Origin of the sequence: Stenotrophomonas sp. NPDC077461, from assembly GCF_049545475.1 — a bacterium.
Classification (GTDB): Bacteria; Pseudomonadota; Gammaproteobacteria; order Xanthomonadales; family Xanthomonadaceae; genus Stenotrophomonas; species Stenotrophomonas nematodicola.
In genome coordinates this window covers 154,890-179,180 of record NZ_JBMWDO010000001.1, presented here as the reverse complement: position 1 = coordinate 179,180, position 24,291 = coordinate 154,890, and the positions used below count along the sequence as shown (strand labels likewise).

Annotated in this window: 21 protein-coding genes; 12 read left to right on the top strand and 9 right to left on the bottom strand. The window is 68.7% G+C overall.

What is annotated here, in order from left to right; all coding sequences use genetic code 11:
* Nucleotides 1-4 precede the first annotated feature (4 nt).
* Genes ACPEH8_RS00860 through ACPEH8_RS00850 form a run of 3 tightly spaced genes read left to right on the top strand, consistent with a single transcriptional unit; the run spans nt 5 to nt 3,270 of the window.
* Entirely contained in the window at nt 5-1,471 is a 1,467-nt protein-coding gene (locus ACPEH8_RS00860; RefSeq protein WP_136004314.1) for an AlkA N-terminal domain-containing protein, read from the top strand.
* Nucleotides 1,468-1,959: a methylated-DNA--[protein]-cysteine S-methyltransferase gene (locus ACPEH8_RS00855; RefSeq protein WP_136004316.1), complete on the top strand. Its 492-nt coding sequence runs from the start codon at nt 1,468-1,470 to the stop codon at nt 1,957-1,959. Before ACPEH8_RS00860 ends, ACPEH8_RS00855 begins: the two co-directional genes overlap by 4 nt.
* A gap of 60 nt (nt 1,960-2,019) precedes the next feature.
* The gene (locus tag ACPEH8_RS00850; protein ID WP_423665820.1) at nt 2,020-3,270 is read left to right on the top strand and encodes an ectonucleotide pyrophosphatase/phosphodiesterase; all 1,251 of its coding nucleotides are present in this window, start codon (nt 2,020-2,022) and stop codon (nt 3,268-3,270) included.
* A 76-nt stretch (nt 3,271-3,346) separates the two neighbouring features.
* Here the strand turns inward: ACPEH8_RS00850 and ACPEH8_RS00845 are convergent, their stop codons facing one another.
* Both ACPEH8_RS00845 and ACPEH8_RS00840 read right to left on the bottom strand, forming a co-directional pair.
* Nucleotides 3,347-3,529: a 30S ribosomal protein THX gene (locus ACPEH8_RS00845; protein WP_068850363.1), complete on the bottom strand. Its 183-nt coding sequence runs from the start codon at nt 3,527-3,529 to the stop codon at nt 3,347-3,349.
* A gap of 108 nt (nt 3,530-3,637) precedes the next feature.
* Nucleotides 3,638-4,051, bottom strand: coding sequence for a MerC domain-containing protein (locus ACPEH8_RS00840; RefSeq protein WP_423665818.1), 414 nt, complete (start codon nt 4,049-4,051; stop codon nt 3,638-3,640).
* A gap of 152 nt (nt 4,052-4,203) precedes the next feature.
* Between ACPEH8_RS00840 and ACPEH8_RS00835 the strand changes: the two genes are divergently transcribed.
* The 4 genes from ACPEH8_RS00835 to ACPEH8_RS00820 all read left to right on the top strand — a co-directional run bounded on the left by ACPEH8_RS00835 (nt 4,204) and on the right by ACPEH8_RS00820 (nt 10,073).
* Entirely contained in the window at nt 4,204-6,393 is a 2,190-nt protein-coding gene (locus ACPEH8_RS00835) for a TonB-dependent receptor (protein WP_423665816.1), read from the top strand.
* A gap of 250 nt (nt 6,394-6,643) precedes the next feature.
* Entirely contained in the window at nt 6,644-7,210 is a 567-nt protein-coding gene (locus tag ACPEH8_RS00830) for a TetR/AcrR family transcriptional regulator (protein ID WP_153164446.1), read from the top strand.
* Nucleotides 7,207-8,892, top strand: coding sequence for an MFS transporter (locus tag ACPEH8_RS00825; protein ID WP_136004325.1), 1,686 nt, complete (start codon nt 7,207-7,209; stop codon nt 8,890-8,892). Before ACPEH8_RS00830 ends, ACPEH8_RS00825 begins: the two co-directional genes overlap by 4 nt.
* An 8-nt stretch (nt 8,893-8,900) precedes the next feature.
* On the top strand, nt 8,901-10,073 hold the full coding sequence (locus ACPEH8_RS00820) for an HlyD family secretion protein (RefSeq protein WP_136004327.1): 1,173 nt from the start codon (nt 8,901-8,903) through the stop codon (nt 10,071-10,073).
* Between the two features lie 63 nt (nt 10,074-10,136).
* Here the strand turns inward: ACPEH8_RS00820 and ACPEH8_RS00815 are convergent, their stop codons facing one another.
* Both ACPEH8_RS00815 and gltX read right to left on the bottom strand, forming a co-directional pair.
* Nucleotides 10,137-10,622 carry a Fur family transcriptional regulator gene (locus ACPEH8_RS00815; RefSeq protein ID WP_136004329.1) on the bottom strand — a complete coding sequence of 162 codons (486 nt, stop codon included), beginning with the start codon at nt 10,620-10,622 and terminating at the stop codon, nt 10,137-10,139.
* 16 nt (nt 10,623-10,638) lie between these two features.
* A complete protein-coding gene (gene gltX / locus ACPEH8_RS00810; RefSeq protein ID WP_136004331.1) occupies nt 10,639-12,042 on the bottom strand; it encodes a glutamate--tRNA ligase in 1,404 nt (467 codons plus the stop codon).
* A 157-nt stretch (nt 12,043-12,199) separates the two neighbouring features.
* Between gltX and ACPEH8_RS00805 the strand changes: the two genes are divergently transcribed.
* Nucleotides 12,200-12,829 carry a hypothetical protein gene (locus tag ACPEH8_RS00805; protein WP_262072211.1) on the top strand — a complete coding sequence of 210 codons (630 nt, stop codon included), beginning with the start codon at nt 12,200-12,202 and terminating at the stop codon, nt 12,827-12,829.
* A gap of 18 nt (nt 12,830-12,847) precedes the next feature.
* On the opposite strand, the gene ACPEH8_RS00800 is transcribed toward ACPEH8_RS00805, so the two are convergent.
* The 5 genes from ACPEH8_RS00800 to creB form a co-directional block, all read right to left on the bottom strand.
* The gene (locus tag ACPEH8_RS00800; protein WP_423665814.1) at nt 12,848-14,464 is read right to left on the bottom strand and encodes a M28 family metallopeptidase; all 1,617 of its coding nucleotides are present in this window, start codon (nt 14,462-14,464) and stop codon (nt 12,848-12,850) included.
* Between the two features lie 114 nt (nt 14,465-14,578).
* Nucleotides 14,579-15,016, bottom strand: coding sequence for a hypothetical protein (locus ACPEH8_RS00795; protein WP_136004337.1), 438 nt, complete (start codon nt 15,014-15,016; stop codon nt 14,579-14,581).
* A gap of 14 nt (nt 15,017-15,030) precedes the next feature.
* On the bottom strand, nt 15,031-16,350 hold the full coding sequence (gene creD / locus ACPEH8_RS00790) for a cell envelope integrity protein CreD (protein WP_136004339.1): 1,320 nt from the start codon (nt 16,348-16,350) through the stop codon (nt 15,031-15,033).
* A 92-nt stretch (nt 16,351-16,442) separates the two neighbouring features.
* On the bottom strand, nt 16,443-17,903 hold the full coding sequence (gene creC / locus ACPEH8_RS00785; RefSeq protein WP_136004341.1) for a two-component system sensor histidine kinase CreC: 1,461 nt from the start codon (nt 17,901-17,903) through the stop codon (nt 16,443-16,445).
* A 2-nt stretch (nt 17,904-17,905) separates the two neighbouring features.
* The gene (creB, locus tag ACPEH8_RS00780) at nt 17,906-18,601 is read right to left on the bottom strand and encodes a two-component system response regulator CreB (protein WP_153164452.1); all 696 of its coding nucleotides are present in this window, start codon (nt 18,599-18,601) and stop codon (nt 17,906-17,908) included.
* Between the two features lie 45 nt (nt 18,602-18,646).
* Between creB and ACPEH8_RS00775 the strand changes: the two genes are divergently transcribed.
* The 4 genes from ACPEH8_RS00775 (at nt 18,647) to ACPEH8_RS00760 (ending at nt 24,276) form a co-directional block, all read left to right on the top strand.
* A complete protein-coding gene (locus ACPEH8_RS00775) occupies nt 18,647-19,504 on the top strand; it encodes a 23S rRNA (adenine(2030)-N(6))-methyltransferase RlmJ (RefSeq protein WP_136004345.1) in 858 nt (285 codons plus the stop codon).
* 95 nt (nt 19,505-19,599) lie between these two features.
* Complete coding sequence (locus ACPEH8_RS00770) at nt 19,600-20,145, top strand: GNAT family N-acetyltransferase (protein ID WP_017356031.1); 546 nt, start codon at nt 19,600-19,602, stop codon at nt 20,143-20,145.
* A gap of 73 nt (nt 20,146-20,218) precedes the next feature.
* Complete coding sequence (gene mfd, locus ACPEH8_RS00765; protein WP_153164453.1) at nt 20,219-23,686, top strand: transcription-repair coupling factor; 3,468 nt, start codon at nt 20,219-20,221, stop codon at nt 23,684-23,686.
* Nucleotides 23,687-23,763: 77 nt separating this feature from the next.
* Entirely contained in the window at nt 23,764-24,276 is a 513-nt protein-coding gene (locus tag ACPEH8_RS00760; protein ID WP_017356033.1) for a hypothetical protein, read from the top strand.
* Nucleotides 24,277-24,291 lie beyond the last annotated feature (15 nt).

Below are 24,291 nucleotides of genomic sequence, written 5' to 3'. Positions count from 1 at the left end.
CGGCATGGACACCGCCCTGCCCCTGGACTACGCCGCCTGCGAAAGCGCCCGCCTGGCACGCGACGCCCGCTTCGACGGGGTGTTTTTCACCGCCGTGCGCAGCACCGGCATCTATTGCCGCCCGGTCTGCCCGGCACCACCGCCGAAGCCGCGCAACGTGGACTATTACCCGACCGCCGCTGCGGCCGCCGCCGCCGGTTTCCGACCCTGCCTGCGCTGCCGCCCGGAACTGGCGCCGGAGGCCCAGGACGTCCTCAGCAACGAAACCCTGCAGCGCGCGTTGGCGCTGATCCACGATGGCTACCTGCAGGATGCCCCGGTCGGCGCGCTCGCTGCCCACGTGGGGCTGAGCGCCCGCCAGCTGCAGCGCCTGTTCGTGGCCCGCCTCGGCGCGGCGCCGGCGCAGATCCACGCCACCCGTCGCCTGCTGCTGGCCAAGCAGCTGTTGACCGAAACCGCGCTGCCGGTCACCGACGTGGCGATGGCGTCCGGCTACAACAGCCTGCGCCGCTTCAACGCCGCGTTCGTGGACGGCTGCGGGATGCCTCCGACGGCCATCCGCCGCCAGCGCGGTGCGCTCGGCGACGCCCCCCTGACCCTGCGCCTGGGCTACCGGCCGCCACTGGATTTCGCCGCGATGCTCGGCTTCCTGCGCCGCCGCGCCATTCCCGGTATCGAGCAGATCGACGACCACAGCTACCAGCGCGTGATCGGCCCGGCCGCGCGCCCCAGCGTGATCCGCGTCAGTGCCGATCCGAAGCGCCCGGAGCTGCTGCTGCAACTGGGCCAGGTCGATCCACGCGCCATCCCCGGCATCGTGCGACGGGTCCGGCGGATCTTCGATCTGGATGCGGACCTGCGCATCGTGCACGCCACGCTGGCCCGGGAGCCACTGCTTGCCAGGGGCATCGCCGAGCGCCCCGGCCTGCGCGTGCCCGGCGGCTGGGACGGCTTCGAGGTGGCCGTGCGCGCCGTGCTCGGCCAGCAGGTCAGCGTGGCCGCGGCGGCCACGCTTGCGCGACGCGTGGTCGACCGCTTCGGCATCACGCTGCCGGGCATGCCCGAGGGCCTGGACCGTCAGTTCCCCACCCCGCAGGCGCTGGCCGAGGCCCCGCTGGACACCGTGGGCCTGCCGAAAACCCGCGCGGCAACGGTCCGCGCGGTGGCCGCCGCAGTCGCCGACGGCCGCTTGGACTTCGCCGCCGGCCAGCGCCTGGACAGCTTCGTGGCGCGCTGCGTCGCGCTGCCCGGCATCGGCCCGTGGACCGCACACTACATCGCGCTGCGCGCCCTGGCTCTGCCCGACGCATTTCCCGCCGGCGACCTCGTGCTGCAGCAGGTCCTCGGCGGCGAAACCCGCCTTGCCGAGCGCGCCACCGAGGCCCGTTCGCATGCCTGGCGCCCGTGGCGCGCCTATGCGGTGCTGCACCTGTGGCACCTGTCTCCCCCCGCTCCCGGAGTACGCCCATGACACTGCGCTACGACACCTTCGACAGCCCCATCGGCGCCCTCACCGTGGCCGGCGACAGCCGTGGCATCCACCACATCCTCTTCGAGAACAACCGGTACGACGCCAAGGGCCGCGAGCACTGGCAGCGCGACGCACATGCCGTGCGCGAGGCACGCCTGCAGCTGCTGCAGTATCTGCGCGGCGAACGCACCGCCTTCGCGCTGCCGCTCGCGCCGCATGGCACGCCGTTCCAGCTGCGCGTGTGGCGGGCGCTGGCAGATATCCCGTTTGGCCGGACCTGGAGCTACGTCGACCTTGCCCGCCACATCGACCATCCCACCGCCAGCCGGGCGGTCGGGGCCGCCAACGGCCGCAACCCGCTGCCGATCGTGCTGCCCTGCCATCGGGTGATCGGCAGCAACGGTGCACTGACCGGATTTGGTGGCGGACTGGACACCAAGGCCGCCCTGCTGCAGTTGGAGGCACGGCGCGATTCGCTGTTCGCCTGAGCCGCGCCCCCTGCCATTGGTTGTCTTCGTCGCGTCACCGCTGCCGATTATCATGGCGTGATGATCTCCGTACGTTTCCCACTGGCGCTTGCCGCCGCCCTGTCGCTGGCCGCCTGCGCCACCGCACCGTCCGCACCGCCGCCTGTCGCCGCTGCCACCCCCAATGCTTCACCGCCGAAACTGCTGCTGGTCTCCATTGATGGCCTGCGTGCGGACATGCTCGACCGCGGCATCAGCCCCAACCTGTCGCGGATCGCCGACAGCGGCGTGCGTGCGCGCTGGATGACGCCGTCGTATCCCGCACTGACCTTTCCCAACCACTACACGCTGGTCACCGGCCTGCGTCCGGACCACCACGGCATCATCCACAACAGCATGGAGGAAGCCGGACTGGGCAGCTTCCGGCTGAATCGCCGCGAGGCCGTCACCGACGCGCGCTGGTGGGGCGGCGAGCCGATCTGGGTGGGCGCGGAAAAAGCCGGCGTGCGCACCGCCACCCTGTCCTGGCCCGGCAGCGAAGCGGCCATCCAAGGCGTGCGGCCGAGCCAGTGGCGCGTGTTCGACAGCCAGGTGACGCTGCCCGATCGCGTTGATCAGGTCCTCGGCTGGCTCGGCCAGAGCGATCCGCAGGCGCCCCGCCTGGTCACGCTGTACATGGAACAGGTCGACCACGCCGGCCATGACCACGGCCCGGAGTCGCCCGAGTACGCCGCCGCCATCGTCGAGGTCGACACCGCCATCGGGCGGCTGCTGGACGGCCTGCAGGCGCGCGGCCTCGCCGACGACACCAACATCGTCGTGGTCTCCGACCACGGCATGGCCAGCGTGCCGGCAGGCCAGGTCATCGCCACCGAGGACATGGTCGATCCGGCCATCGCGCGGGACGTGACCGTCGGGCAGTCGGTCGGCTTCGCGCCGTTGCCCGGCAAGCAGCGCCAGGCCGAGAAGATCCTGCTGGGCGCGCACGCGCACTACGACTGCTGGCGGCGCGAGGCGCTGCCGGCGCGGTGGGCCTATGGCACCCATCCGCGCATCCCGCCGATCCTGTGCCAGATGCACGAAGGCTGGGACGCGCTGACCCGCGATCGGATCGCCAAACGCCCCCCGGGAGACCGCGGCTCGCACGGCTACGACAATGCACTGCCCTCGATGCGGGCGGTGTTCATCGCGCGCGGGCCGTCGTTCAGACAGGGCGCGGTGATTGCGCCGTTCGACAACGTGGACGTCTATCCGTTGCTGGCGCGCCTGCTCGACGTGCCGGCCGCGCCCAACGATGGCGACCCGCAACGCCTGCTGCCGGCCCTGCGCTGAGGCGCGCCGGCGCCGCGCGGACAACAAAAAACGCGGCGCAGGCGCCGCGTTTTTCGTGGGCCCTGCCTGGCTGGGATCAGCCGGCCTTGGCCACCGCCTTCTTGGCGACAGCCTTCTTGGCCGGCGCCTTGGCAACGGTCTTCTTGGCGACCGGCGCAGCTGCGCCCACGGCCACCTTGCTCACCGCGTGCGAACGCGAATTGCCGTAGCTGGCGTTGTAGCGCTTGCCCTTGGCGGTCTTGCGGTCACCCTTACCCATGTCGTCAACTCCTTAGTCTGAAATCTGATAACCCCGTACTGACACGGGTTCGGCGGGGCCGCCCTCTCAGGCGCCCCCGCGCACGATCTGAAAGCCTACCACACGCACTCAGTGCGCACAGCTCGCATCATGGATGTGGCCGTGGTTCAGCCGCAGGTTCACCAGGTGCGCCACCCCCACCAGCACCCCGCCGAGGGTCATCACCACGGCGTGCGGAACCGCTGAATGGTGCAGCGGGCCATACAGCAGCCCGGCCCACAGCGCGACCAGCCCCGGCACCAGGAAGCCCAGCGCGCGCAGCGCACCGTGGCGACGATATCCCCAGACCAGGCTGAACAGCCCCAGCAGGGTCACGAAGCAGACCAGCGCCAGCTCGACCCCGTCGCTCGTCCACACCGACAGGCCCAGCGAGGGCGCGGCGGCCAGCAGCACCGGCAACACCGCGCAGTGCACCGCACACAGCAGCGATCCGGTGGCACCGAAACGATCGAGAAGATGGCGGAGGCGTGGGAACAGGGGCATGACTTCCAGCAGGGTCGGCGAAGCGTTATGGAATAATATAACATCAATCCCGACGCGCACCTGCCTCCCCTGCCCCACCCCCGTTCATCGACGGGTTTCGCGCGCCCCACCATTGATACATTGTAACAATTCGACTGACGGACCCTGCCCCTATGCGCTCTTCCCGCCCCCTGTTTACGCGCCACACGCTGTCCCTGGCCCTGGCGGCCGCCCTCCTGCCCTCCGTGGCGATGGCTGCCGACGATGACGGCCATCGCGGCCACCTGACCGAGCTGTCCGAGGTCAAGGTCACCGCCTCGCCGCTGCAGGGCGATGCCGAATCCCTGGCCCGCCCGGTCGATGTCCTCGCCGGCGAACGTCTGGACGAACAGAAGGCCGGCACGCTTGGCGACACCGTCGCCAAGCTGCCCGGCGTGCAGAGCACCTTCTTCGGCCCCGGCGTCGGTCGCCCGATCATCCGCGGACAGGAAGGCCCGCGCGTGGCGGTGCTCTCCAACGGCATGGGCAACATGGACGCCTCTACGGTCAGCGCCGACCATGCCACCAGCATCGAGCCGTTCCTGGCCGACCAGATCGAAGTGCTGAAGGGCCCGGCCACGCTGCTGTTCGGCAGCGGCGCGATCGGCGGCGCGGTCAACGTGGTTGATGGCCGCATCGCACGCGAACTGCCGGACCGCCCGCTCAGCGGTCGCGCCGAACTGCGCGGCAACTCGGTCAATGACGAGCGCAGCGGCATGTTCCGCCTCGACGGCGTCAGCGGCAACGTGGTGCTGCATGTGGATGGCCTCGTACGCAACGGCGACGACTACCGCATCCCGGGCTACGCCGTGATCGATGGCCTGGAAGACCACAGCGGCCACGACCACGACGAAGAAGACGCCGACGAGCCGCGCCGCGGCCGTCTGGACAACAGTTCCATCCGCACCCGCGCCGGTGGCCTGGGCGTCACCTGGCTGGGCGACGGCGGCTACGCCGGCATCTCGGCCAGCACCTACCGCACCAACTACGGCATCCCCAACGGCGCACACGTGCATGCCGACGATGATCACGACCACGATCACGACCATGACCACGGCGAGGAGGAAGAAGGCGACGAGCACGACGTGCGCATCGACATGGTGCAGAACCGCTTCGAAGCGAAGGCCGGCATCTACAACCCGGTCCCGTTCCTGAAGAACGTCAATCTGCGCACCGCCTACACCGATTACGAGCACACCGAGCTGGAAGCCGGCACTCCGTCCACGCGCTTCACCAACCGCGGCATCGAAGCCCGCCTCGAGGCGGTACAGCAGCAGATCGGCGGCTGGGATGGCGCCTTCGGCGTGCAGTTCGGCAACAGCGACTTCGGCGCCAAGGGTGAAGAAGCGTTCGTGCCCGACACCGGCACAAAGAACGTCGGCCTGTTCGTGCTGCAGGAAAAGCAGTTCGGCCCGTTCAAACTGGAACTCGGCGGCCGCCACGACCAGGTCAAGCTCGACCCGACCGGCGACTACCGCGCACGCACGTTCGACGCCACCAACCTGTCCGCTGCCGGTATCTGGAAGCTCAATGACGCGGTGGACCTGCGCTTCGGCGTGGACGGCTCCGAGCGCGCACCGACCAACGAGGAGCTGTACGCCGCTGGCGCACACATCGCCACCCGTTCCCTGGAAATCGGCAATGCGGACCTGAAGACCGAGCGCGGGCAGCGCGTCGAACTGGGCATCCACACCCACAGCGACCGCGTCGACTTCTCGGCCTCGATCTACCAGACCAGGTTCAAGAACTTCATCTACCTGGCCGACACCGGCGTGGTCGAATCGCTGCCGGTCCGCCTGTGGACCCAGCAGGATGCCACCTTCAAGGGTGCCGAAGCGGAGGCCCTGTTCCACCTGTTCGAAGGCACGTCCGGCGACTGGGACCTGCGCGTGTTCGGCGACTACGTGAAGGCCGAACTGGATGGCAGCGGCAGCCGCAGCGTGGACATCGCCGTGCCGCATGGCGACCACAACCACAACTACACCGTGGACCTGGCCAACAGTGGCTACCTGCCGCGGATTTCCCCGGCCCGCATCGGCGCCGACCTGCGCTGGTCCCGCGACGGCTGGCGCGCCTCGGTCGGTGCCGTGCGCTACAGCAGCCAGAAGGATGTGGCCCAGAACGAAGACCCGAGCAACGGCTACACCCTCGTCGACGCCCACCTCGCCTACCGCTGGGACCGCAACGACAGCAACAGCTACGAAGTCTTCCTGGACGGCAGCAACCTGACCAACCAGGAAGTCCGCCCGCACACCTCCCTGCTGCGCGACTACTCGCCGCTGCCGGGCCGCGGCGTGGCCTTCGGCATCCGCGCCTTCTTCTGATACCCGCCTCTCACGACCGGGGTCGTTGTTCTTACTCTGAGGGGGCCGCAAGGCCCCCTCTTTTTTTCCCTTGTCCCTCCCCGTGGCACGCAGGTCGATCAAGTGCCGGGGGCTTCACCGTGGCTGGCCACCGTGCCGGCACCGCACTGGGTTCACCCGCCCTGCACAAACCCCAGCGGCGCCCCCTGCGTGCGCCTGACGTGACGCGTCCGCCCCTTCCAGAACGGACACATCTGTCCGAACATGGGCCATGCCTACCCAACGTGCCGATGCGGCCGCCCGCCGTGCCCAGATCCTCGACGCCGCCGATGCCGTATTCGGCCAGCACGGCGTCACCGCGCCGCTGGACCTGGTGGTCGAACGCGCCCAGGTCGGGCGCGCCACCCTCTACCGCAACTTCCCCGACCGCACGGCGCTGGTGGAAGCCCTGCTGCAACGCACGGTCACCCGCATCCAGCGCCAGGTGCAGACTCTGGGTGACCGCGACGACGCCCTGTTCGAGGTGCTCAACGGCATGGCCGCACGCATCGTGCAGTCGCCCGCGCTGTCGGACTACTGGCGCGCCGTCGATCCGGACGATCCCACCATCAAAACCGCGCGTGAGACCATCCGCGCCGTCCTGCGCGCGCCCATGCAGCGCGCCATCGCCGCCGGCCTGTGCCGCGCCGACCTCGACGTGACGGACATTTCACTGATCTCGGGCATGCTGGGAGCCGCGCTGCGTGGCAAGACCCGGGAAGAACGCGCCACGCTGGCCACGCGCGCCCTGCAGTTGCTGCGTGGTGGACTGCGGGGGCCTGATCACGGGGAGGGGTGATGCCGCAGTACCTCAAGCCGGTACCGGACTGGGAAGAGCACGAAAAACCGACGCTGCCCGGCTCGGCCTCCATGCCGTGGCATCCGCCGCACCGGCGCCTGGCCTATGCGCTGGTGGCGCTGCTGGTCGGCATCACCGGCGGGCTCGGCAACGCCCTGGTCACCGCCAACCTGCCTTTCATGCAGGGCCAGCTCGGGCTCACGCCGGCCCAGGGCAGCTGGCTGGTGGCGGCCTACGCGATGGTCAATGTGACCGCCAACCTGCTGGCCTTCAAATTCCGCCAGCAGTACGGCATCCGCCTGTTTGCCGAAATCGGGCTGGGCCTGTACGCCGCGCTGGCGGTACTGCACCTGTTTGTCGGCAGCTACGAGACCACCGTGCTGACGCGCGCGGCCAGCGGATTCGCTGGCGCGGCCTGCAGCACGCTGGGTACGCTGTACATGCTGCAATCCCTGCCGCGCCGTTACACCGGAAATCTACTGGTGATCGGCGTGGGCATCTCGCAGCTGGCGATACCGATCGCCTGGCTGGTGTCACCGGGACTGGTCGACACCGGCCAGTGGCACAACCTCTACCTGTTCGAGGCCGGGCTGGCGCTGTGCGCGTTCGCTGCGGTAGTCGTGCTCAAACTGCCGCCGGGTGCGCAGATCAAGGCGTTCGAGCCGTTGGACTTCCTGACATTTGCGCTGCTCGCGCCGGCGGTGGGCCTGCTGGTCGTGGTGCTGGCCCAGGGCTATACACGCTGGTGGTTCGACACCCCCTGGCTGGGCTGGGCACTGGTGGCCGCGATCGTGCTGGGCACGACGGCCTTCATCATCGAACACTTCCGGCGCAACCCGTTGCTGCAGACGCGCTGGCTGGCCAGCCTGCCGGTGCTGCACTTCATTGTCGGTGCGTTCCTGATCCGCTTCCTGACTACCGAGCAGTCCTACGGCGTGGTCGGGTTGATGCGTCAGCTCGGGATGGGTCCGGACCAGATGCGCCCGCTGTTCGGTGTGATCCTCGCCGGCGTGGTGACCGGCATCGCGGCGGCGTCGCTGACCTTCGGCCCCAAGCGGATCATCCCCCAGCTGCTGATGGCGATCCTGCTGCTGGGCAGCGCCGCGTTCCTCGACCAGAGCCGGACGAGCCTGGACCGCCCGCACGACTTCTACGCCAGCCAGTTCCTGGCCTCGGTCGGCGCGGGCATGTTCATGGGCCCGCTGATCATGCTCGGCATCACCCAGGCCTTGAAACAGGGCGTGGACCACATGATCACCTTTCTGGTCACCCTGTCGATCACCCAGACACTGGGTGGCCTGGCCGGTTCGGCGGTGCTGGGCACCTACCAGCTGCACCGCGAACAGGTGTACTCCAGCGCGCTCGTCAGCCAGCTCGATCCGGCCGACGGCGTGGTCGCACAGCGCCTGAAACAGCAGCAACAGCTCTATGCCGGCCTGATCACCGACCCGGTGCAGCGCAGCGCGCAGGGCACTGCGCAGCTGGCACTGACCACACGCCGCGAGGCCAATGTGCGGGCGTTCAATGATGTGTTCACGCTCAGCGGCACCGTGGCGCTGGCCTTCCTCGGCTGGTTGCTGCTGCTGTCGGTGCGCACCGCCCTGCTCAAGCAATGGCGCAAACGCCAGCGCCGTGCCGTTTCGCCGACCGTCCCGGCATCCCCGCCGGCCGCTACCCGATGAGTCCCGACATGCCCACTCCCCCGCCACGCGACGACAGCACGCCCGAGAACGTGAATCCAGCGCCGCCGACCGATGCTGCCCCGACCGGCACGCCCGCCGCGGCGACACCGTCGGGCGTGCCCAAGTACCTCAAACCCAGCACGCGCAGCGTCGTGATCATGATCGTGATTGCCCTGCTCGGCATCGCATTGATCCTGCGTGCATGGTCGTTGTGGCCGTTCGACAGCACCCGTGTCAGCACCGACAACGCCTACGTGCGCGGCCAGATCACCGTGCTCGCGCCGCAGGTGAACGGCTATGTCACCGAGGTGCTGGTCAAGGACTTCCAGTACGTGCGCAAGGGCGATGCACTGGTGCGCATCGATGACCGCATCTACAAGGAAAAAGTGGCCCAGGCCCAGGCCGATCTGGACAGCGCGCTGGCCGCGCTGGCCAATTCCGACCAGACCCAGGCACAGAACCGCGCGCAGATCGCCGCCGCGCAGGCCAACCTTGCCGCCGGCCAGAGCGAGCTGTCGCGATCGCGCAACGAACTCAAGCGCTATGAGGAGCTGGCAGCCCAGCAGCTGGTCGCGCTCAACGACCGTGACAAGTTCCGTACCGGCGCGCAGTCCGCACAATCGGCCGTACTGCAGTCGCAGGCGCAGATCCGCATCGCCGAGGAAACCCTCACCTCCACCCGGGTGGCCCGAAAGGGCCTGGAAGCCCGCGTGGAGACCGCGCGGGCACAGCTCGCGCTGGCCCGCATCGACCTGGCCAATACGGTCATCCACGCGCCACGCGATGGGCAGATCAGCGAAGCGTCGGTCCGCCTGGGTCAGTACGTCACCGCTGGCTCGCAGCTGCTGTTCCTGGTCCCCGATGCGTTGTGGGTGGTGGCCAACTTCAAGGAAGGCCAGACCTGGAAAATGCGCATCGGCCAACCGGCCACCTTCTCGGTGGATGCCTTCGACGGCCAGCGGCTGCACGGCCATATCGAACAGATCGCCCCGGCCACCGGCTCGGAGTTCAGCGTGCTGCGCCCGGACAACGCCAGCGGCAACTTCACCAAGGTCGTGCAGCGCCTGCCGATCCGTATCGCCATCGATCCCGACCAGCCACTGGCCAGGCGATTGCGCCCGGGCATGTCGGTGGTGGTGCGAGTGGAGACGGCCGATGCCGGGGCAGATCCCGGCAGGTAAGCCGCCTCATGCAGAAATCCGCGCGTCTGCCGGATGGATGCCCCGCCAGCACCGGGTGCGGCGTTACCCCGCGCAGCGCGCGCAGAGCCCGTGTACTTCCAGGGTCTGCGCCTGCGGCTGGAAGCCCAACTCCTTGGCGCGCTTTTCCAGCTGGCTGACGATCTCGCGGTCTTCCAGTTCCACTGCGCTGTGGCAGCTGTTGCAGATCAGGAACGGCACCGAGTGCTGCGCACTGCTCGGGTGGTGGCACGCCACGAAGGCGTTGACCGACTCGAGCTTGTGCACAAAGCCGTTGGCCATCAGGAAGTCCAGCGCCCGATACACGGTGGGCGGGGCGTCAGCGCCCACGCCCTTGCCGTTGCGCACCCACTCCAGCAGCTCATAGGCCTTGACCGGTTTTCCGGCCTCGGCGATCAGACGCAGCACATTGGCGCGGATGGGCGTCAGGCGCAGTCCGCGCTCGATGCACACGCGTTCGACCACCTTCACGAAGTCCGAGGCATCGTGAACATGGTGGTGCGGGGCGGTACAAGCGGTCTTGGCGGACATGCGCGGTCTCCGGTTATCAGGCCGACGGTACTTTAGTGAGTGCGACGTCGATGCGTTTCAAGGCCTCTTCACGCCCGGCCAGGAACACGGTCTGGGAAATGTCGGGGCTGACCTGGGTACCGGTGATGGCCACGCGCAGCGGCTGGGCGACCTTGCCCATGCCGATCTCCAGCGCGGTGGCCACGTCGTGCAGGGCGGCCGAAACGCTGTCGACCGTCCACTCGCCGGCTGCGGCGAGCAGCTCGCGGGCCTTGCCCAGCGGCAGTTCCGCGCCCGGCTTGAAGTGCTTGGTCACCGCCGCCTCGTCGTAGTCGGTCAGCGGCTGGTACCAGACCACGGCCTTCTCGGCCATTTCCTTCAGCGTCTGCACGCGGTCGCGCAGGGCCACCACGACGTCGGCCGGGGCCGGGCCTGCCGCCAGGTCCAGGCCCAGCTTGTTCAGCTGGTAGACCAGGTGCGGTGCGATATCGGCCGGGTCAACGGTCTTCAGGAAGTGCTGGTTGACCCAGCCCAGCTTGGCCATGTCCAGGCGCGCGGCCTTGGAGTTGCAGTGGGTCACGTCGAACAGGTCGATCAGCTCCTGGCGGGTGAACAGCTCCTGGTCGCCGTGCGACCAGCCCAGCCGGGCCAGATAGCTCAGCAGTGCATCGGGCAGGTAGCCGGCATCCTTGTACTGCATCACGTCGGCCGCGCCGGTGCGCTTGGACAGCTTGGCGCCCTGCTCGTCCAGGATCATCGGCATGTGGCCGAACTTCGGCACCGGCGCGCCGATCCCTTCGTACAGATTGATCTGCCGCGGAGTGTTGTTGATGTGGTCGTCGCCGCGGATGACCTCGCTGATGCGCATGTCCCAGTCGTCCACCACCACCGCGAAGTTGTAGGTGGGGAAGCCATCCGGACGGAAGATCACCATGTCGTCGAGTTCACTGTTGGCGATCTCGATGCGCCCCTTGATCAGGTCGTCGAACACCACCGTGCCGTCGAGCGGATTCTTGAAGCGGATCACGCGATTGGGGTCGTCGCGGTACGGCAGGCCCAGCTCACGCGCGGCGCCGTTGTAACGCGGCTTCTCCTGGCGGGCCATCGCGGCCTCGCGCATCGCATCCAGCTCTTCCTTGGTCTCGTAGGCGTAATAGGCTTTTCCGTCGGCAACCAGCTGTTCGGCCACCGCCTTGTAACGGGCGACGCGGTCGGTCTGGTAGATCGGACCTTCGTCGTAGCCCAGACCCAGCCAGTCCATCGCCTCCAGGATTGCGTCGATGGCACCCTGGGTGCTGCGTTCGCGGTCGGTGTCCTCGATGCGCAGCACAAACTCGCCGCCCCGGTGACGGGCTTCCAGCCAGCAGTACAACGCGGTGCGGGCACCACCGATATGCAGGTAACCGGTGGGACTGGGGGCAAAGCGGGTGCGGCAGATCATGGAGGGCTCGGGGAACGGGAATCCCGGCAATTTTACCCGCCTGCGGCCGCACATGCGAAAACCGGCCAATTCCTAAAGATTTCCAGGGCGCGCCCTGCTTTCATGGCTGCGCGGTGGCACGCCCACCGTCCTGCAACCCGCACTGCCGGAGGTTTCCATGCACCATCCCGCTCGCCCCCGCGCCCCCGTCCTGCATGTTGCCGCGCCCGCCAGCGCGCTGGTGCTCGCACTGGGGGTGGCGGTGATGGCAGTGGTCAGCTGGCCGGAGGTTCCCGCCCCGCCCGGCCCGGTGATGCCGCGGGTCCAGGCGACGCGCCTGGCCCCCTGGATCACCCGCATGCTGGAGCCGACGCTGCGGTCCCGCCGGATGACCGGGCCACCCGGCCAGGTCGACACCCCGCTGCGTGCGCTGGGCGGACTGCTGTCCGACGACACCGCGTTCCATGCCCTCCTGGACGAATGGCGAGGGCGCCAGGACAGTCCTGATCCACGCACCATAATGCGGCTGCACCAAGGCCTGGACGGCTACCTTGCGACCCTGCTGCCCCCGCTGTCGCTGCACACCCTGGCCTGCGATGCGTCGTTGTGTCTGGCCGTCCTGTCCGGGCCCCACCGGACCCAGGACCTGCTGGCGCGGCAATTGATGGCGATCGAGCAGGACGGACACGCCCCCCTGCAGGCCGTGCACGTGCATGAACTGCCGGCCAGCAGCGATACCGGGCCACGCCAGTTCCGCCTGGCCCTGGCGCGCACGGCTGCGCCCTTCGGCACCGCCGCCACGCCATGAGCGGCAGGCAGCGCCGGATCAGGGCGCGAGCAGCGGTTTGCGCGGCAGCTTTTCCTCGCGCATCGCGGCGTGGTAGACGAAGGACGCCACGATGGCCGCTGCCTGCTTGAGGTCCTCCGGCTCGGCGTGGTCCCAGGTATCCAGGTTGCTGTGATGGACGTTGGTGAAGTAGTCCAGGCGATCCTGGATGAACTGGAAACCGGGCAGGCCGACGCGGTCGAAGGCGATGTGATCGGTACTGCCGGTGTTGCGCGTGGCCACGGTGGTGGCACCGACATCGTGGAACGGTGCGAGCCAGGCCTCGAAGATCGGCACGGCCGCCAGGTTTTCCTGTGCGTAGATGCCACGGAAGCGGCCCGAGCCGTTGTCCATGTTGAAATACGCCGAGAACCGGTCGTAATCGCGCTGGCGCTGCAACGCCCCGGTCGGTTCGCGCATCGAGGCCGGCAGCGTCAGCTGCTGCGGGTCGGTCGGTTCGGGGTAACGGGCCAGGTGGCGCGACACATAGTCCTGCGAGCCCACCAGCCCCTGCTCCTCACCGCTCCACAACGCCACCCGGATGGTGCGTTTGGGCTTGGCGCCCACCGCCTTGAGGATGCGCATGGCTTCCATCATCACCGCGACGCCGGCCGCGTTGTCGGCCGCACCGGTGCCGGTGTGCCACGAATCCAGGTGCGCGCCGAGCATCACGATCTCGTCGGCCTTGCTGCTGCCGCGGATCTCGGCCAGCGTGTTGTAGCCGGGCTGGTCGGTGTCGTCGGTGAAACGTGCCTGGACGTCCACGCGCAGCTTCACCGGCTGCTTGTGGTCCAGCGCGCGCACCAGCTGGTTGTAGTGCTCGGCCATCATCGCCAGTTCCGGCACGCCGACCGGCTCGCCGGCCTTGCGCGACCCACCGCCGCCGACACGGATGATGCCGTTGTCCCAGCCGCTGATGCTGATGGTCGCCAGCACGCCCTGCTCGGCGAAGAAGGCGTTGGTGGCACGGGTCAGCGCCTGCTTTTCCAGATATTCCTTGGCCTTCCTGGCGCGGTCGGCCTTGGCGTCGGCCACGTCCTTGGGCACCGCGAACACCTGCAGTTCGGCCAGCCCGGCGTCATCGTGGCGGTGCGAGTCGGCGCTGCTGGCGCGTGCGTAATCGCGCGCATCGTTGAGCAGCAGGATCTTGCCGGCGAGCTTGCCCTTGTACTGGTCGAGGTCGGCGAGCTTCTTGATGTCGACCTTGATCACCTCGCCTTCCACCGGACCACGCGTGCCGGGCGTCCACGCCTTCGGCAGCGCGTACAGCGGGGTCACCCGCGGGCTGAGCATCTCGACGTTGGCGTTGCTGAATTCCCAGCCGCGGCCGAACGCATCGAAGGCTTCGTCGTGCACGTTCTGCAGGCCCCAGTCCGTGAACCTGCTGCGGGTCCAGGCATTGGCCTCGGACATCGCCGGGGAGTTGGTCAGGCGCGGACCGATCTGTTCAGTGAGGTGGCTGAAGGTGGCCATCACCTGCGAGCGATGGAACGCCTCCTGCCGGATGCGGCTGACCATGTCCAGGTCCACCGGCTCCTTCGCCTGTGCACCAGCACCGCCACTCACCGCCAGGGCCAGGGCAAGCACGCCCCACTTCACCGCGTTCCGCTTGAACATGCTCCGCTTCAACTCGACCACCCTTCGTTGCACGGCACCCGCCGCGACAGGCGAGTCTAGCGGGCGGCATGCCCGCTGCCCGCGGGCCATGAGTCATGGTCGGCATCGCGACGCTCACGCGCGCCAGCCATACCAGAGCACCCCCTGGACCGGCATCAGGAGCAGCCAGCGACTGCGGTCGAGCGTGGCGGTGCCGTATACCGGCGTGTACTGCGGCCAGTCGGCCGGGAGCCCGTCGATACCCGCCTCCGCCAGCGCGGCCGCGCCCTCCTGCCACGGCCGGTACGCGGCGCACCCTGCCCGCTGCGGCACGCTGCCGCGCGCCTGGCGCGCATCGCGCAGGAACGCCAGCCCCCGGGCGAGCACCGCGGCGCGGGTCTCGGCCGCGATCGAAAAGCGCATCAGGCCGGGCGCGACCCGCGCGCCCGGCAAGGCCTGCAGCGGGGAGGGCCAACCGTCGCCGGCGCCCTCCCCGGCCAGTACGGCACACCGTCCCAGTCGGGCCGGCAGGGCGCGGCTGGCGCGCTCCTGCAGACGGCGGGAAGTGATCATTGTCGTCTCCGTGCTTACTTGAGGCTGGCGCCCAGTTCGTACCAGTCCACGCGGCGGGTGATCCACATCGCCGAGGCGAGCACCGCAAACAGCAGCAGCGACCCCATCAGCAGCGCGTTGTTCTCCGAGATCAGCAGGCCGTACAGCGCGCCGTACAGCACACTGAGCATGGCGGCAAATCCCAGCCCGCGCTTCCAGCTGTGCAGCACCCCGGACAGATACACCGCCTGTACGCCGATACAGGCCACTGCCGAGACCGCGTACGCCATCCAGAACGGAATGTGTTCGGACAGGCTCAGCAGGAGCAGGAAGAACACCGCCAGGCCCAGCCCCACCATCAGATACTGCAGCGGGTGGATGCGCAGATGCTTGATCAGTTCGAACAGGATGAAGCCCACGAAGGTCAGCACAATGAACAGGATGCCGTACTTGCTGGCACGATCGGCCTGCGTGTACACGTCCACCGGGTTGACCAGCTCCACGCTCACCGACTCAATCTCGGCATCGCCAGCGCTGCGCAGCTGCTGCTGCGCCCGCGACGCCAGCGAGGACACCGCCCACTGCGCGTCGAAGCCCTGTGCATCCACTTTGCGCTGGTTGGGCAGGAAACTGCCGCCGAACAGCGGGTGCGGCCACGGCGAGCGCAGCGCGATGCGGCTGTCGTCGCCCACCGGCACCACCGCCAGCGAGCGGCTGCCGTCCAGCACCAGCGACAGTTCCACCGTACTGGCCTTCAGCACGCCACCGCGGTTGTCGTCGAACGGAGCCAGATCCACGTGCAGGCCGGTGGCGATGTTGCGCACCGGACCCGGATCGGGCAACAGGTCCAGCGCCCGTCCATCCACGTGCAGCTGCGGCGAGCCGACCAGCCCGCGCACGTCGGCGATGCCCACGGTCAGGTACGGCGTGCCATATACGCGACCGTCCCTGGCGGGATAGTCGTCGTCGGCGAATTCAGCGGTGATGGTGGCGTTCCAGCTGTACACCGGCACCCGGAACAGGCCCACACGGCGCTCGTCCGGCTGCATCCGCCCGTCCACCTGCAGCTTGGACGGCATCTGCAGCCACTCGCCCTGCTCGACCTGCTTTTCCTTCTTCTTGGTACCCGCCGCGTCCACCACTTCGACCTCGCGGGTTTCGGTCCACGGCACCACGCGGATCGGACCGGTCAACGTCTGCGCGCCGGCCCGGCTCTGCGCGACACGCTGGTAGGCCTCGTTGCGATACGCCTCGCGTTCGTTGATCACGCCTTTGATCAGCGCCAGGGGAATCAGCAGCACCAGGATCAGCCCGCCGACAATGGCGAACCGCAACAGCATCTTCAGGGATTTCATCGCCCGTCCTCGGTTGGGAGGACGCCAGCGTCGCGCACGCCGATGTGCGGGGTTTGTGCTGAATTTGAAGTCTGTGTGAAGTCCCGGCGCGCTCAGCGCCGGGCGGGAGCTGACGGTGGCCGCAACGGCAACCACAACTCGGCCCGCGCGCCGCCCTCGGCACGGTTGCGCAGCCGCGCGCGGCCGCCATGCAGGCGCGCCACCTCCTGCACGAACGACAGGCCGAGCCCGGAACTGCGCTGGCCGGTCGCCGGCCGCGCCAACGAATAGAAGCGTTCGAACACGCGCTCGAGGGCGTACTCGGGCACGCCACTGCCGGCGTCGTCCACCTGCAGCGCGACGCCGCCGTCAGCCGGGCTTGCGCGCAGCACGATACGGCTGCCGGGCGGCGCGAAGGCCACGGCGTTTTCCAGCAGGTTGTTCACTGCCTGCCGCAGCAGGTAGCGATCGCCCTGCAGGTCCGGTCCGCCTGGGGCGTCCACGTCGATCGTCACCCCCGCCGCCTGCGCGCTGACGGCCACCGCATCGGCGGCGGCCCGCAGCAGCGGCGCCAGGGCGATGCGCTCCTGCTTCTGCAGCCAGCCGTACTGCTCCACCTCGGCCAGCGCCAGCAGCTTGTCGATGGTTTCGGTGAGGCGCTGCGCCTGGCCCTGGATGCTGCGTGCGAAGTGCTCGCGGTCGGGGTCGGGCAACGGCTCCTGCAACAGCTCGGCCGCACCGCGGATGGCCGCCAGCGGGCTCTTCATTTCGTGGGTCAGCGATTGCACGTACTGCTCCACGTAGGCCTTGCCTTCCAGCTTGCGGCGCATGGTTTCCAGCGCCTGACCGAGGTCGCCGATCTCGTCGCGGCGTGGCTTCGGCGGCGGCACCGGCTCGCCTGCGCTCACCGCTTTGGCGTAGCGGTTGAGGCGGTTGACGCCGTGCATCAGCCAGGCCGTCATCAGCAGGCCGATCAGTGCGGACAACCCGATCAGCCACGCCCCGCGCTTGACGATCGCGCGCTGGCTGGCGGCGATGAACGGGTCGATGCTGCGGTTGGGCTGGGCCAGACTGAGCACCCCGATGAGCGTGCGCCCATCGGCCGGGTCCAGGATCGGCGCGGCCACATGCATCACCGAATGGGTGTCATCGCCCGGTGTCTCCGGGCTGGAGCGTGCGCCGTACTCGCCGCGCAGCGTGCGGTAGACATCGTTCCAGCGCGAGTTGTCGCGGCCGACGTCACGGCCCCGGGAGTCGTAGACCACGATGCCCTTGGCGTCGGTGATGGTCACCTGGTAGTCCAGCGTGCGTTTGGGAAAGCGCCACACCATCGCCTTGGGATCGCGCTGTTGTGCGCGCGCCAGATTGGCCACGAAGGTGCCGTTGCGCAGGGTGCCCGCCTTGAGATCGGCCGCCGCCATTTCCGCCAGCACGTTGGCCGCATCGACCAGGGTCGACTCCATCGCCTGGCGTACGCCCGGCTTCACTTCATTGACGAAGATGCGCATCACAAAGAACGCGGCGATGCCCACGATCAGGAAGAAGCCCAGGAACAGTTTGAGACCCAGGCGCACCGTTACGCCTCCAGCGCGTAGCCCAGCCCGCGATGGGTGCGGATCGGGTCGGGATCGGCACCTGCGGCGCGCAGCTTGGCGCGCAGGGTCTTCACGTGGGTGTCGACCGTGCGGTCGGCGCTGTCGGCATCGCTGTCCCAGCCGCGGTCCATCAGCTGGGCCCGGCTGAGAATCGCCCCCGGGCGCTGAAGCAGCGCGGCCATCAGGGCGTATTCGTAACGGGTCAGGTCCAGCAACTGCTCGCCGAAACGGATCCGGCGGCCCTCGCGGTCGATCGCGAAACGCCCGAGCTGCTGCCAGCCCGCGCTCTCGGGCGCGGCACTGCTGCCGGCCCGCCGCAGCCGCGCCCGCACCCGCGCCACCAGCTCGCGGGGCGAGAACGGCTTGGCCATGTAGTCGTCCGCCCCCAGCTCCAGGCCGAGCACCCGGTCGAATTCGTCGTTGCGGGCGGTCAGGAAGATCACCGGCACTTCGCTGAACGTGCGCAGGCTGCGGCAGACCTCGAACCCGCTCATGTCCGGCAGGCCCACATCCAAGACCACCAGATCGTAGGCCTGCTGGCGCAACCGGGCCAGGGCGTCGTTGCCGAGCAGGCAGTGGCGGGCGGCGTAGCCCTCGCTGCGCAGCGCATACAGAACGGTCTCGGCGATGGCCGTTTCGTCCTCGACCACCAGGACGTTGTGCAGGGGGTGGCTCATCCGCCCAGCATAGCCGCTGGCGCCCCCGCCCCGTACACTGCCCCGATGAACTACCGCCACGCCTTCCATGCCGGCAACCATGCCGACGTGCTCAAGCACGTCGTCCAGCTTGCCCTGCTCGACACCTTCAAGCGCAAGGACAGCCCGTTCTTCGTGCTCGATACCCACGGCGGCGCTGGCCGCTACCTGCTGGCCAGCGAGGAGAGCCGCAAGACCCTGGAGGCCGAGGACGGGGTCATGCGCCTGATGGCCCAGCCGCAGCAGCCGGCCGTGATCGAGCGCTACCTCAAGGCCGTCCAGGCCGACAATCCGGTCGGGGCCATGATCAGCTACCCCGGCTCGCCGCTGCTCACCGCCCAGACCCTGCGTGCGCAGGACCGCATGGCGGTCTGCGAAGTGCAGGACGACGAAGTGGCCTCGCTCAAGGCCCTGTTCGCCCACGACGCCCGGGTCGGCGTTTACCACGCCGACGGCTACGCCCAGAACAAGGCCCTGCTGCCGCCCAAGGCCAACGGGGTCAAGATCGGCCGCGGACTGGTCCTGATCGACCCGCCCTACGAGGCGCAGGACGCCGAGTACCAGCGCATCCTGGCGTCGGTGACCGAGATCCTGGGTCGCTGGCCGCAGGCCACCTTCGCGATCTGGTTCCCGATCAAACAGCGCCGCAGCATCCTGCATTTCCTGCGCAAGGCCGTGGCGCTGCCGGTCCGCTCGGTGCTGACCGCCGAGCTGCTGATCCGGCCCGACGACTCCCCGCTGCGGCTCAATGGCAGCGGCATGCTGCTGTTGAACCCGCCGTGGCAGTTCGACCAGATCCTGGCCCCGGCCATGCCGGCACTGAAGCAGCACCTGGGCGAGGCCGGCGCCTCGACCCGCCTGCAGTGGCTCAAGCAGGCCGAATGAGCCCCCGTCACCGGGGCGGCGGTCTGTGAGCGTTCCGTTCACGGAAGCCTGCCCCGGGGATGCGAGAATCCGAAGACCACCAAGGAACCACCGGTATGGCTACCCGTAACCGCATGCCGCCCTGGCACGAGACCTTCAAAGCCCCCAGCGGGCATGAGCTGTTGATCCGCCCGATCCGCCCGGAAGACGGTGCGCCCCTTCACGCCGCCTTCAGCCTGTTCGGCCCGGAAGAGATCCGCGACCGTTTCCTGCAGTCGGTGACCGAACTGTCCCCGGAAACCACGCAGCGGCTGACCCACCCCAACCCCAAGACCGAGATCACCCTGGTCGCGGCGGAGTCGTTGCCGGCCGGTGAGGCCGTGGTCGGCGCGGTCGCACGCGCCTCGATCATCCAGGGCACCCGGGAGGCCGAGTACGCGATCCTGGTCAGCCGTTTCCTGGTCGGCCAGGGCCTGGGCCGCCAGTTGATGCGCAAGCTGGTCAAGTGGGCCCGCGGCAAATACCTGGACCGTCTCTACGGCGATGTCGCCGAAGAGAACGAGCCGATGAAGCAGCTGGCTGCCTCGCTGGGGTTCCAGCCGGTCCCGCACCCGCAGGGCACGCCCGGCCTGGTGCGCATGGTGCTCGAGCTCGACAGCTGACCTCATGCCGGCCCCTGGCCGGCACGTCGGTGTCCACGGTCGTTGGCGCGGGGTCTGCTAAAATCGCCGGTTCATGTCACGCACCTCCCCTCCCGCACCGCCGCTGCCTCGTTCCGGACAGCTCCGCGCCTGGTGGCGCGCCCCCGCATCGGCCACCGCGCTGGCGTGGTATGTCGCGCGTGCCGCGCAGGCCCACGACGGGCCGCTGCTGGTCATCGCGCGCGACAACCACGGCGCCAACCAGATCGAGTCGGACCTGCGTACCCTGCTGGGGAACGACACTGACCTGCCGGTGGTGGCGTTCCCGGATTGGGAAACCCTGCCCTACGATGCGTTCAGCCCGCACCCGGACATCATTTCCCAGCGCCTGGCCGCACTGCACCGCCTGCCCACGCTGAAGCGCGGCATCGTCGTGGTGCCGGTACAGACCCTGCTGCAGCACGTGGCGCCGCTGAAGTACATCGTCGGCGGCAGTTTCGACCTGACGGTGGGACAACGCCTGGACCTGGACGCCGAGAAGCGTCGCCTGGAATCGGCCGGCTACCGCAATGTCCCGCAGGTGATGGACCCGGGCGATTTCGCCGTGCGCGGTGGGCTGCTCGACGTCTACCCGATGGGCGCAGACGCGCCGCTGCGGGTGGAACTGCTGGACGAGGACATCGATTCGATCCGCGCCTTCGACCCCGAGTCGCAGCGTTCGCTGGACAAGGTCGATGCGGTACGGATGCTGCCGGGCCGCGAAGTTCCGCTGGACGATGCCAGCATCGCGCGGGTGCTCGCCATCCTGCGCGAACGCTTCGACGTGGACACGCGGCGCAGTGCGCTCTACCAGGACCTCAAGTCAGGTCTGGCACCGGCCGGTGTGGAGTACTACCTGCCGCTGTTCTTCGACCAGACCGCCACGCTGTTCGATTACCTGCAGCCCAACGTGCTGCCGCTGGTGGTACCGGGCGTCGGCGACGCCGCGGCCGCATTCTGGGCGCAGACCCAGAACCGCTACGAGCAGCGCCGCCACGATGTGGAACGGCCGCTGCTGGCCCCGCAGGAGCTGTACCTCAGTCCCGAGGCCTTCAACAGCCGCCTCAACACCCTGCCGCGCGTGGACGTGTGGGCCGCCGACCACCCGCGCATCGCCGAGGCGCACGCGCTGGGCGACCAGCCGCTGCCGCCCCTGCCGGTGGCCGCGCGCGATGCCCCGGCCGGCGAGGCGTTGAAATCGTTCATTGGCCATTATCCCGGCCGCGTGCTGATCGCCGCTGACTCGCCAGGTCGCCGCGAGGCGCTGCTGGAAGTGCTGCAGGCCGCCGAGCTCAAACCGCCGGTGGTCGCCGACCTGCCGACGTTCCTGGCCCAGCCGGACCTGCGTCTGGCCATCACCGTGGCGCCGCTGGAAGACGGCTTCGCGCTGGACGATCCGGCGCTGGCGGTACTGACCGAACGCCAGCTGTTCCCCGAACGCGCCGGCCAGACCCGCCGCAGCCGCCGCGTCGGGCGCGAGCCCGAAGCGATCATCCGCGACCTCGGCGAGCTCACCGAAGGCGCGCCGATCGTCCACGAGGATCACGGCGTCGGCCGTTACCGCGGCCTGATCGTGCTCGACGCCGGCGGCATGCCGGGCGAGTTCCTCGAAATCGAATATGCCAAGGGCGACCGCCTGTACGTACCGGTCGCCCAGCTGCACCTGATCAGCCGCTACTCCGGCGCCTCGGCCGAGACCGCCCCGCTGCATTCGCTCGGAGGCGAGCAGTGGACCAAGGCCAAGCGCAAGGCCGCCGAGAAGGTCCGCGACGTGGCCGCCGAGCTGCTGGAGATCCAGGCCCGTCGGCGCGCCCGTGCCGGTCTGGCGCTGCACGTGGACCGCTCGATGTACGAACCGTTCGCGGCCGGTTTCCCGTTCGAGGAAACCCCCGACCAGCTCGCTGCCATCGATGCGACCCTGCGCGACCTGGCCAGCAGCCAGCCGATGGACCGGGTGGTGTGCGGCGACGTGGGCTTCGGCAAGACCGAAGTGGCCGTGCGCGCCGCCTTTGCCGCCGCCAGCGCCGGCAAGCAGGTGGCCGTGCTGGTGCCGACCACGCTGCTGGCCGAGCAGCACTACCGCAACTTCCGCGACCGCTTTGCCGACTGGCCGCTGCGGGTGGAGGTGCTGTCGCGGTTCAAGACCAGCAAGGAAATCAAGGCCGAGCTGGAAAAAGTCGCCGCCGGCACGATCGACGTGATCATCGGCACCCACCGCCTGCTGCAGCCGGACGTGAAATTCAAGGATCTGGGCCTGGTGGTGGTCGATGAGGAGCAGCGCTTCGGCGTGCGCCAGAAGGAAGCGCTGAAGGCCATGCGCGCCAACGTGCACCTGCTGACGCTGACCGCCACGCCGATCCCGCGGACGTTGAACATGGCGATGGCCGGGCTGCGCGATCTTTCGATCATCGCCACGCCGCCGCCGAACCGGCTGGCGGTGCAGACGTTCATCACCGCCTGGGACAACGCGCTGCTGCGCGAAGCGTTCCAGCGCGAGCTGGCGCGTGGTGGCCAGCTGTATTTCCTGCACAACGACGTGGAAAGCATCGGCCGCATGCAGCGCGACCTGGCGGAGCTGGTGCCCGAAGCGCGCATCGGCATCGCCCACGGGCAGATGCCCGAGCGCGAACTGGAGCGGGTGATGCTCGATTTCCAGAAGCAGCGCTTCAACGTGCTGCTGTCGACCACGATCATCGAGTCGGGCATCGACATCCCCAACGCCAACACCATCATCATCAACCGCGCCGACCGCTTCGGCCTGGCCCAGCTGCACCAGTTGCGCGGCCGCGTCGGCCGTTCGCATCACCGGGCCTACGCCTACCTGGTGGTGCCGGACAAGCGGTCGATGACCCCCGACGCCGAGAAGCGCCTGGAGGCGATCGCCTCGATGGACGAACTGGGTGCGGGTTTCACTCTGGCTACGCACGACCTGGAGATCCGCGGTGCCGGCGAACTGCTCGGCGAGGACCAGAGCGGGCAGATGGCCGAGGTCGGCTTCAGCCTGTACACCGAGCTGCTCGAACGCGCCGTGCGCAGCATCCGGCTGGGCAAGCTGCCCGATCTGGACGCCGGCGAGGAAGCGCGCGGCGCGGAAGTGGAACTGCATGTGCCGGCGTTGATTCCGGACGACTACCTGCCCGATGTGCACACCCGCCTGACCCTGTACAAGCGCATCAGCAGCGCGCGCGATCCGGACGACCTGCGCGAACTGCAGGTGGAGATGATCGACCGCTTCGGGCTGCTGCCCGATCCGGCCAAGCACCTGTTCGCGGTGGCCGAGCTGAAGCTGCAGGCCAACGCGCGCGGCATCCGCAAGCTTGAGCTGGGCGAGAACGGCGGCCGCATCGTGTTCGATGCCAAGCCGGACATCGACCCGATGGCGGTCATCCAGCTGATCCAGAAGCAGCCCAAGCTGTACAGCATGGACGGCCCGGACAAGCTGCGCATCCGCCACCCCCTGCCCCTGCCCGAAGACCGCTTCAGCGCCGCCAAGGCGCTGCTGCTGACGCTCGCGCCGGGCTGACCGCTCCCCCGACCCCCTTCGCTCAGCGGGCCGGAGGGGCTCACCCTGTTCTTTTGCCCGCGACAAGGAGAGTTGCTTTGAAACGATTCCATTACCTGCTGCTGGCCGCCGTGCTGGCCCTGCTGACCGCCTGTGGTGGCGGCATGAGCGCCCGCGACTACCTCACCGAGAACGTCGCATATTGGAACGGCACCACCAGCACCGTGCAGCAATGGACCGTCGGGCCGCAGAGCGAACAGCTGCAGCGTGCACTGCAGGAAGGCAAGGGCCTGGGCACCTTCACGTTCGCGCTGGGCAATGCGCAGAAGGAGATGAAGGACCGCCTGGTCAGCATCGACCAGATGCCCCCGGCCGACGACGCCAAGGACCTGCACCAGAAGCTGCGCACCTATGTGCAGACCGCCGAGGAACTGTTCGGCGTGCTGCTGCAGATCGCCGCGCTGCCGGATGGCTACAGCCAGGAGCAGATCGCGCCGATGGCCGAGAAGCTGACCGCCATCGGTGAGCGCATGGACGTGGAAATGCAGTCCCTGAGCGATGCCCAGGATGCCTACGCCAAGCAGCACCGCATCAACCTGCAGAAGCATTGATCCACCCGGTCCCGG

What these genes read in the sequence shown, in the direction of transcription:
- ACPEH8_RS00860 (WP_136004314.1), top strand. Translation starts at nt 5, where the DNA reads ATGGACACCGCCCTGCCCCTGGACTACGCCGCCTGCGAAAGCGCCCGC.
- ACPEH8_RS00855 (WP_136004316.1), top strand. Translation starts at nt 1,468, where the DNA reads ATGACACTGCGCTACGACACCTTCGACAGCCCCATCGGCGCCCTCACC.
- ACPEH8_RS00850 (WP_423665820.1), top strand. Translation starts at nt 2,020, where the DNA reads ATGATCTCCGTACGTTTCCCACTGGCGCTTGCCGCCGCCCTGTCGCTG.
- ACPEH8_RS00845 (WP_068850363.1), bottom strand. Translation starts at nt 3,529, where the DNA reads ATGGGTAAGGGTGACCGCAAGACCGCCAAGGGCAAGCGCTACAACGCC.
- ACPEH8_RS00840 (WP_423665818.1), bottom strand. Translation starts at nt 4,051, where the DNA reads ATGCCCCTGTTCCCACGCCTCCGCCATCTTCTCGATCGTTTCGGTGCC.
- ACPEH8_RS00835 (WP_423665816.1), top strand. Translation starts at nt 4,204, where the DNA reads ATGCGCTCTTCCCGCCCCCTGTTTACGCGCCACACGCTGTCCCTGGCC.
- ACPEH8_RS00830 (WP_153164446.1), top strand. Translation starts at nt 6,644, where the DNA reads ATGCCTACCCAACGTGCCGATGCGGCCGCCCGCCGTGCCCAGATCCTC.
- ACPEH8_RS00820 (WP_136004327.1), top strand. Translation starts at nt 8,901, where the DNA reads ATGCCCACTCCCCCGCCACGCGACGACAGCACGCCCGAGAACGTGAAT.
- ACPEH8_RS00815 (WP_136004329.1), bottom strand. Translation starts at nt 10,622, where the DNA reads ATGTCCGCCAAGACCGCTTGTACCGCCCCGCACCACCATGTTCACGAT.
- gltX (WP_136004331.1), bottom strand. Translation starts at nt 12,042, where the DNA reads ATGATCTGCCGCACCCGCTTTGCCCCCAGTCCCACCGGTTACCTGCAT.
- ACPEH8_RS00805 (WP_262072211.1), top strand. Translation starts at nt 12,200, where the DNA reads ATGCACCATCCCGCTCGCCCCCGCGCCCCCGTCCTGCATGTTGCCGCG.
- ACPEH8_RS00800 (WP_423665814.1), bottom strand. Translation starts at nt 14,464, where the DNA reads ATGTTCAAGCGGAACGCGGTGAAGTGGGGCGTGCTTGCCCTGGCCCTG.
- ACPEH8_RS00795 (WP_136004337.1), bottom strand. Translation starts at nt 15,016, where the DNA reads ATGATCACTTCCCGCCGTCTGCAGGAGCGCGCCAGCCGCGCCCTGCCG.
- creD (WP_136004339.1), bottom strand. Translation starts at nt 16,350, where the DNA reads ATGAAATCCCTGAAGATGCTGTTGCGGTTCGCCATTGTCGGCGGGCTG.
- creB (WP_153164452.1), bottom strand. Translation starts at nt 18,601, where the DNA reads ATGAGCCACCCCCTGCACAACGTCCTGGTGGTCGAGGACGAAACGGCC.
- ACPEH8_RS00775 (WP_136004345.1), top strand. Translation starts at nt 18,647, where the DNA reads ATGAACTACCGCCACGCCTTCCATGCCGGCAACCATGCCGACGTGCTC.
- ACPEH8_RS00770 (WP_017356031.1), top strand. Translation starts at nt 19,600, where the DNA reads ATGGCTACCCGTAACCGCATGCCGCCCTGGCACGAGACCTTCAAAGCC.
- mfd (WP_153164453.1), top strand. Translation starts at nt 20,219, where the DNA reads ATGTCACGCACCTCCCCTCCCGCACCGCCGCTGCCTCGTTCCGGACAG.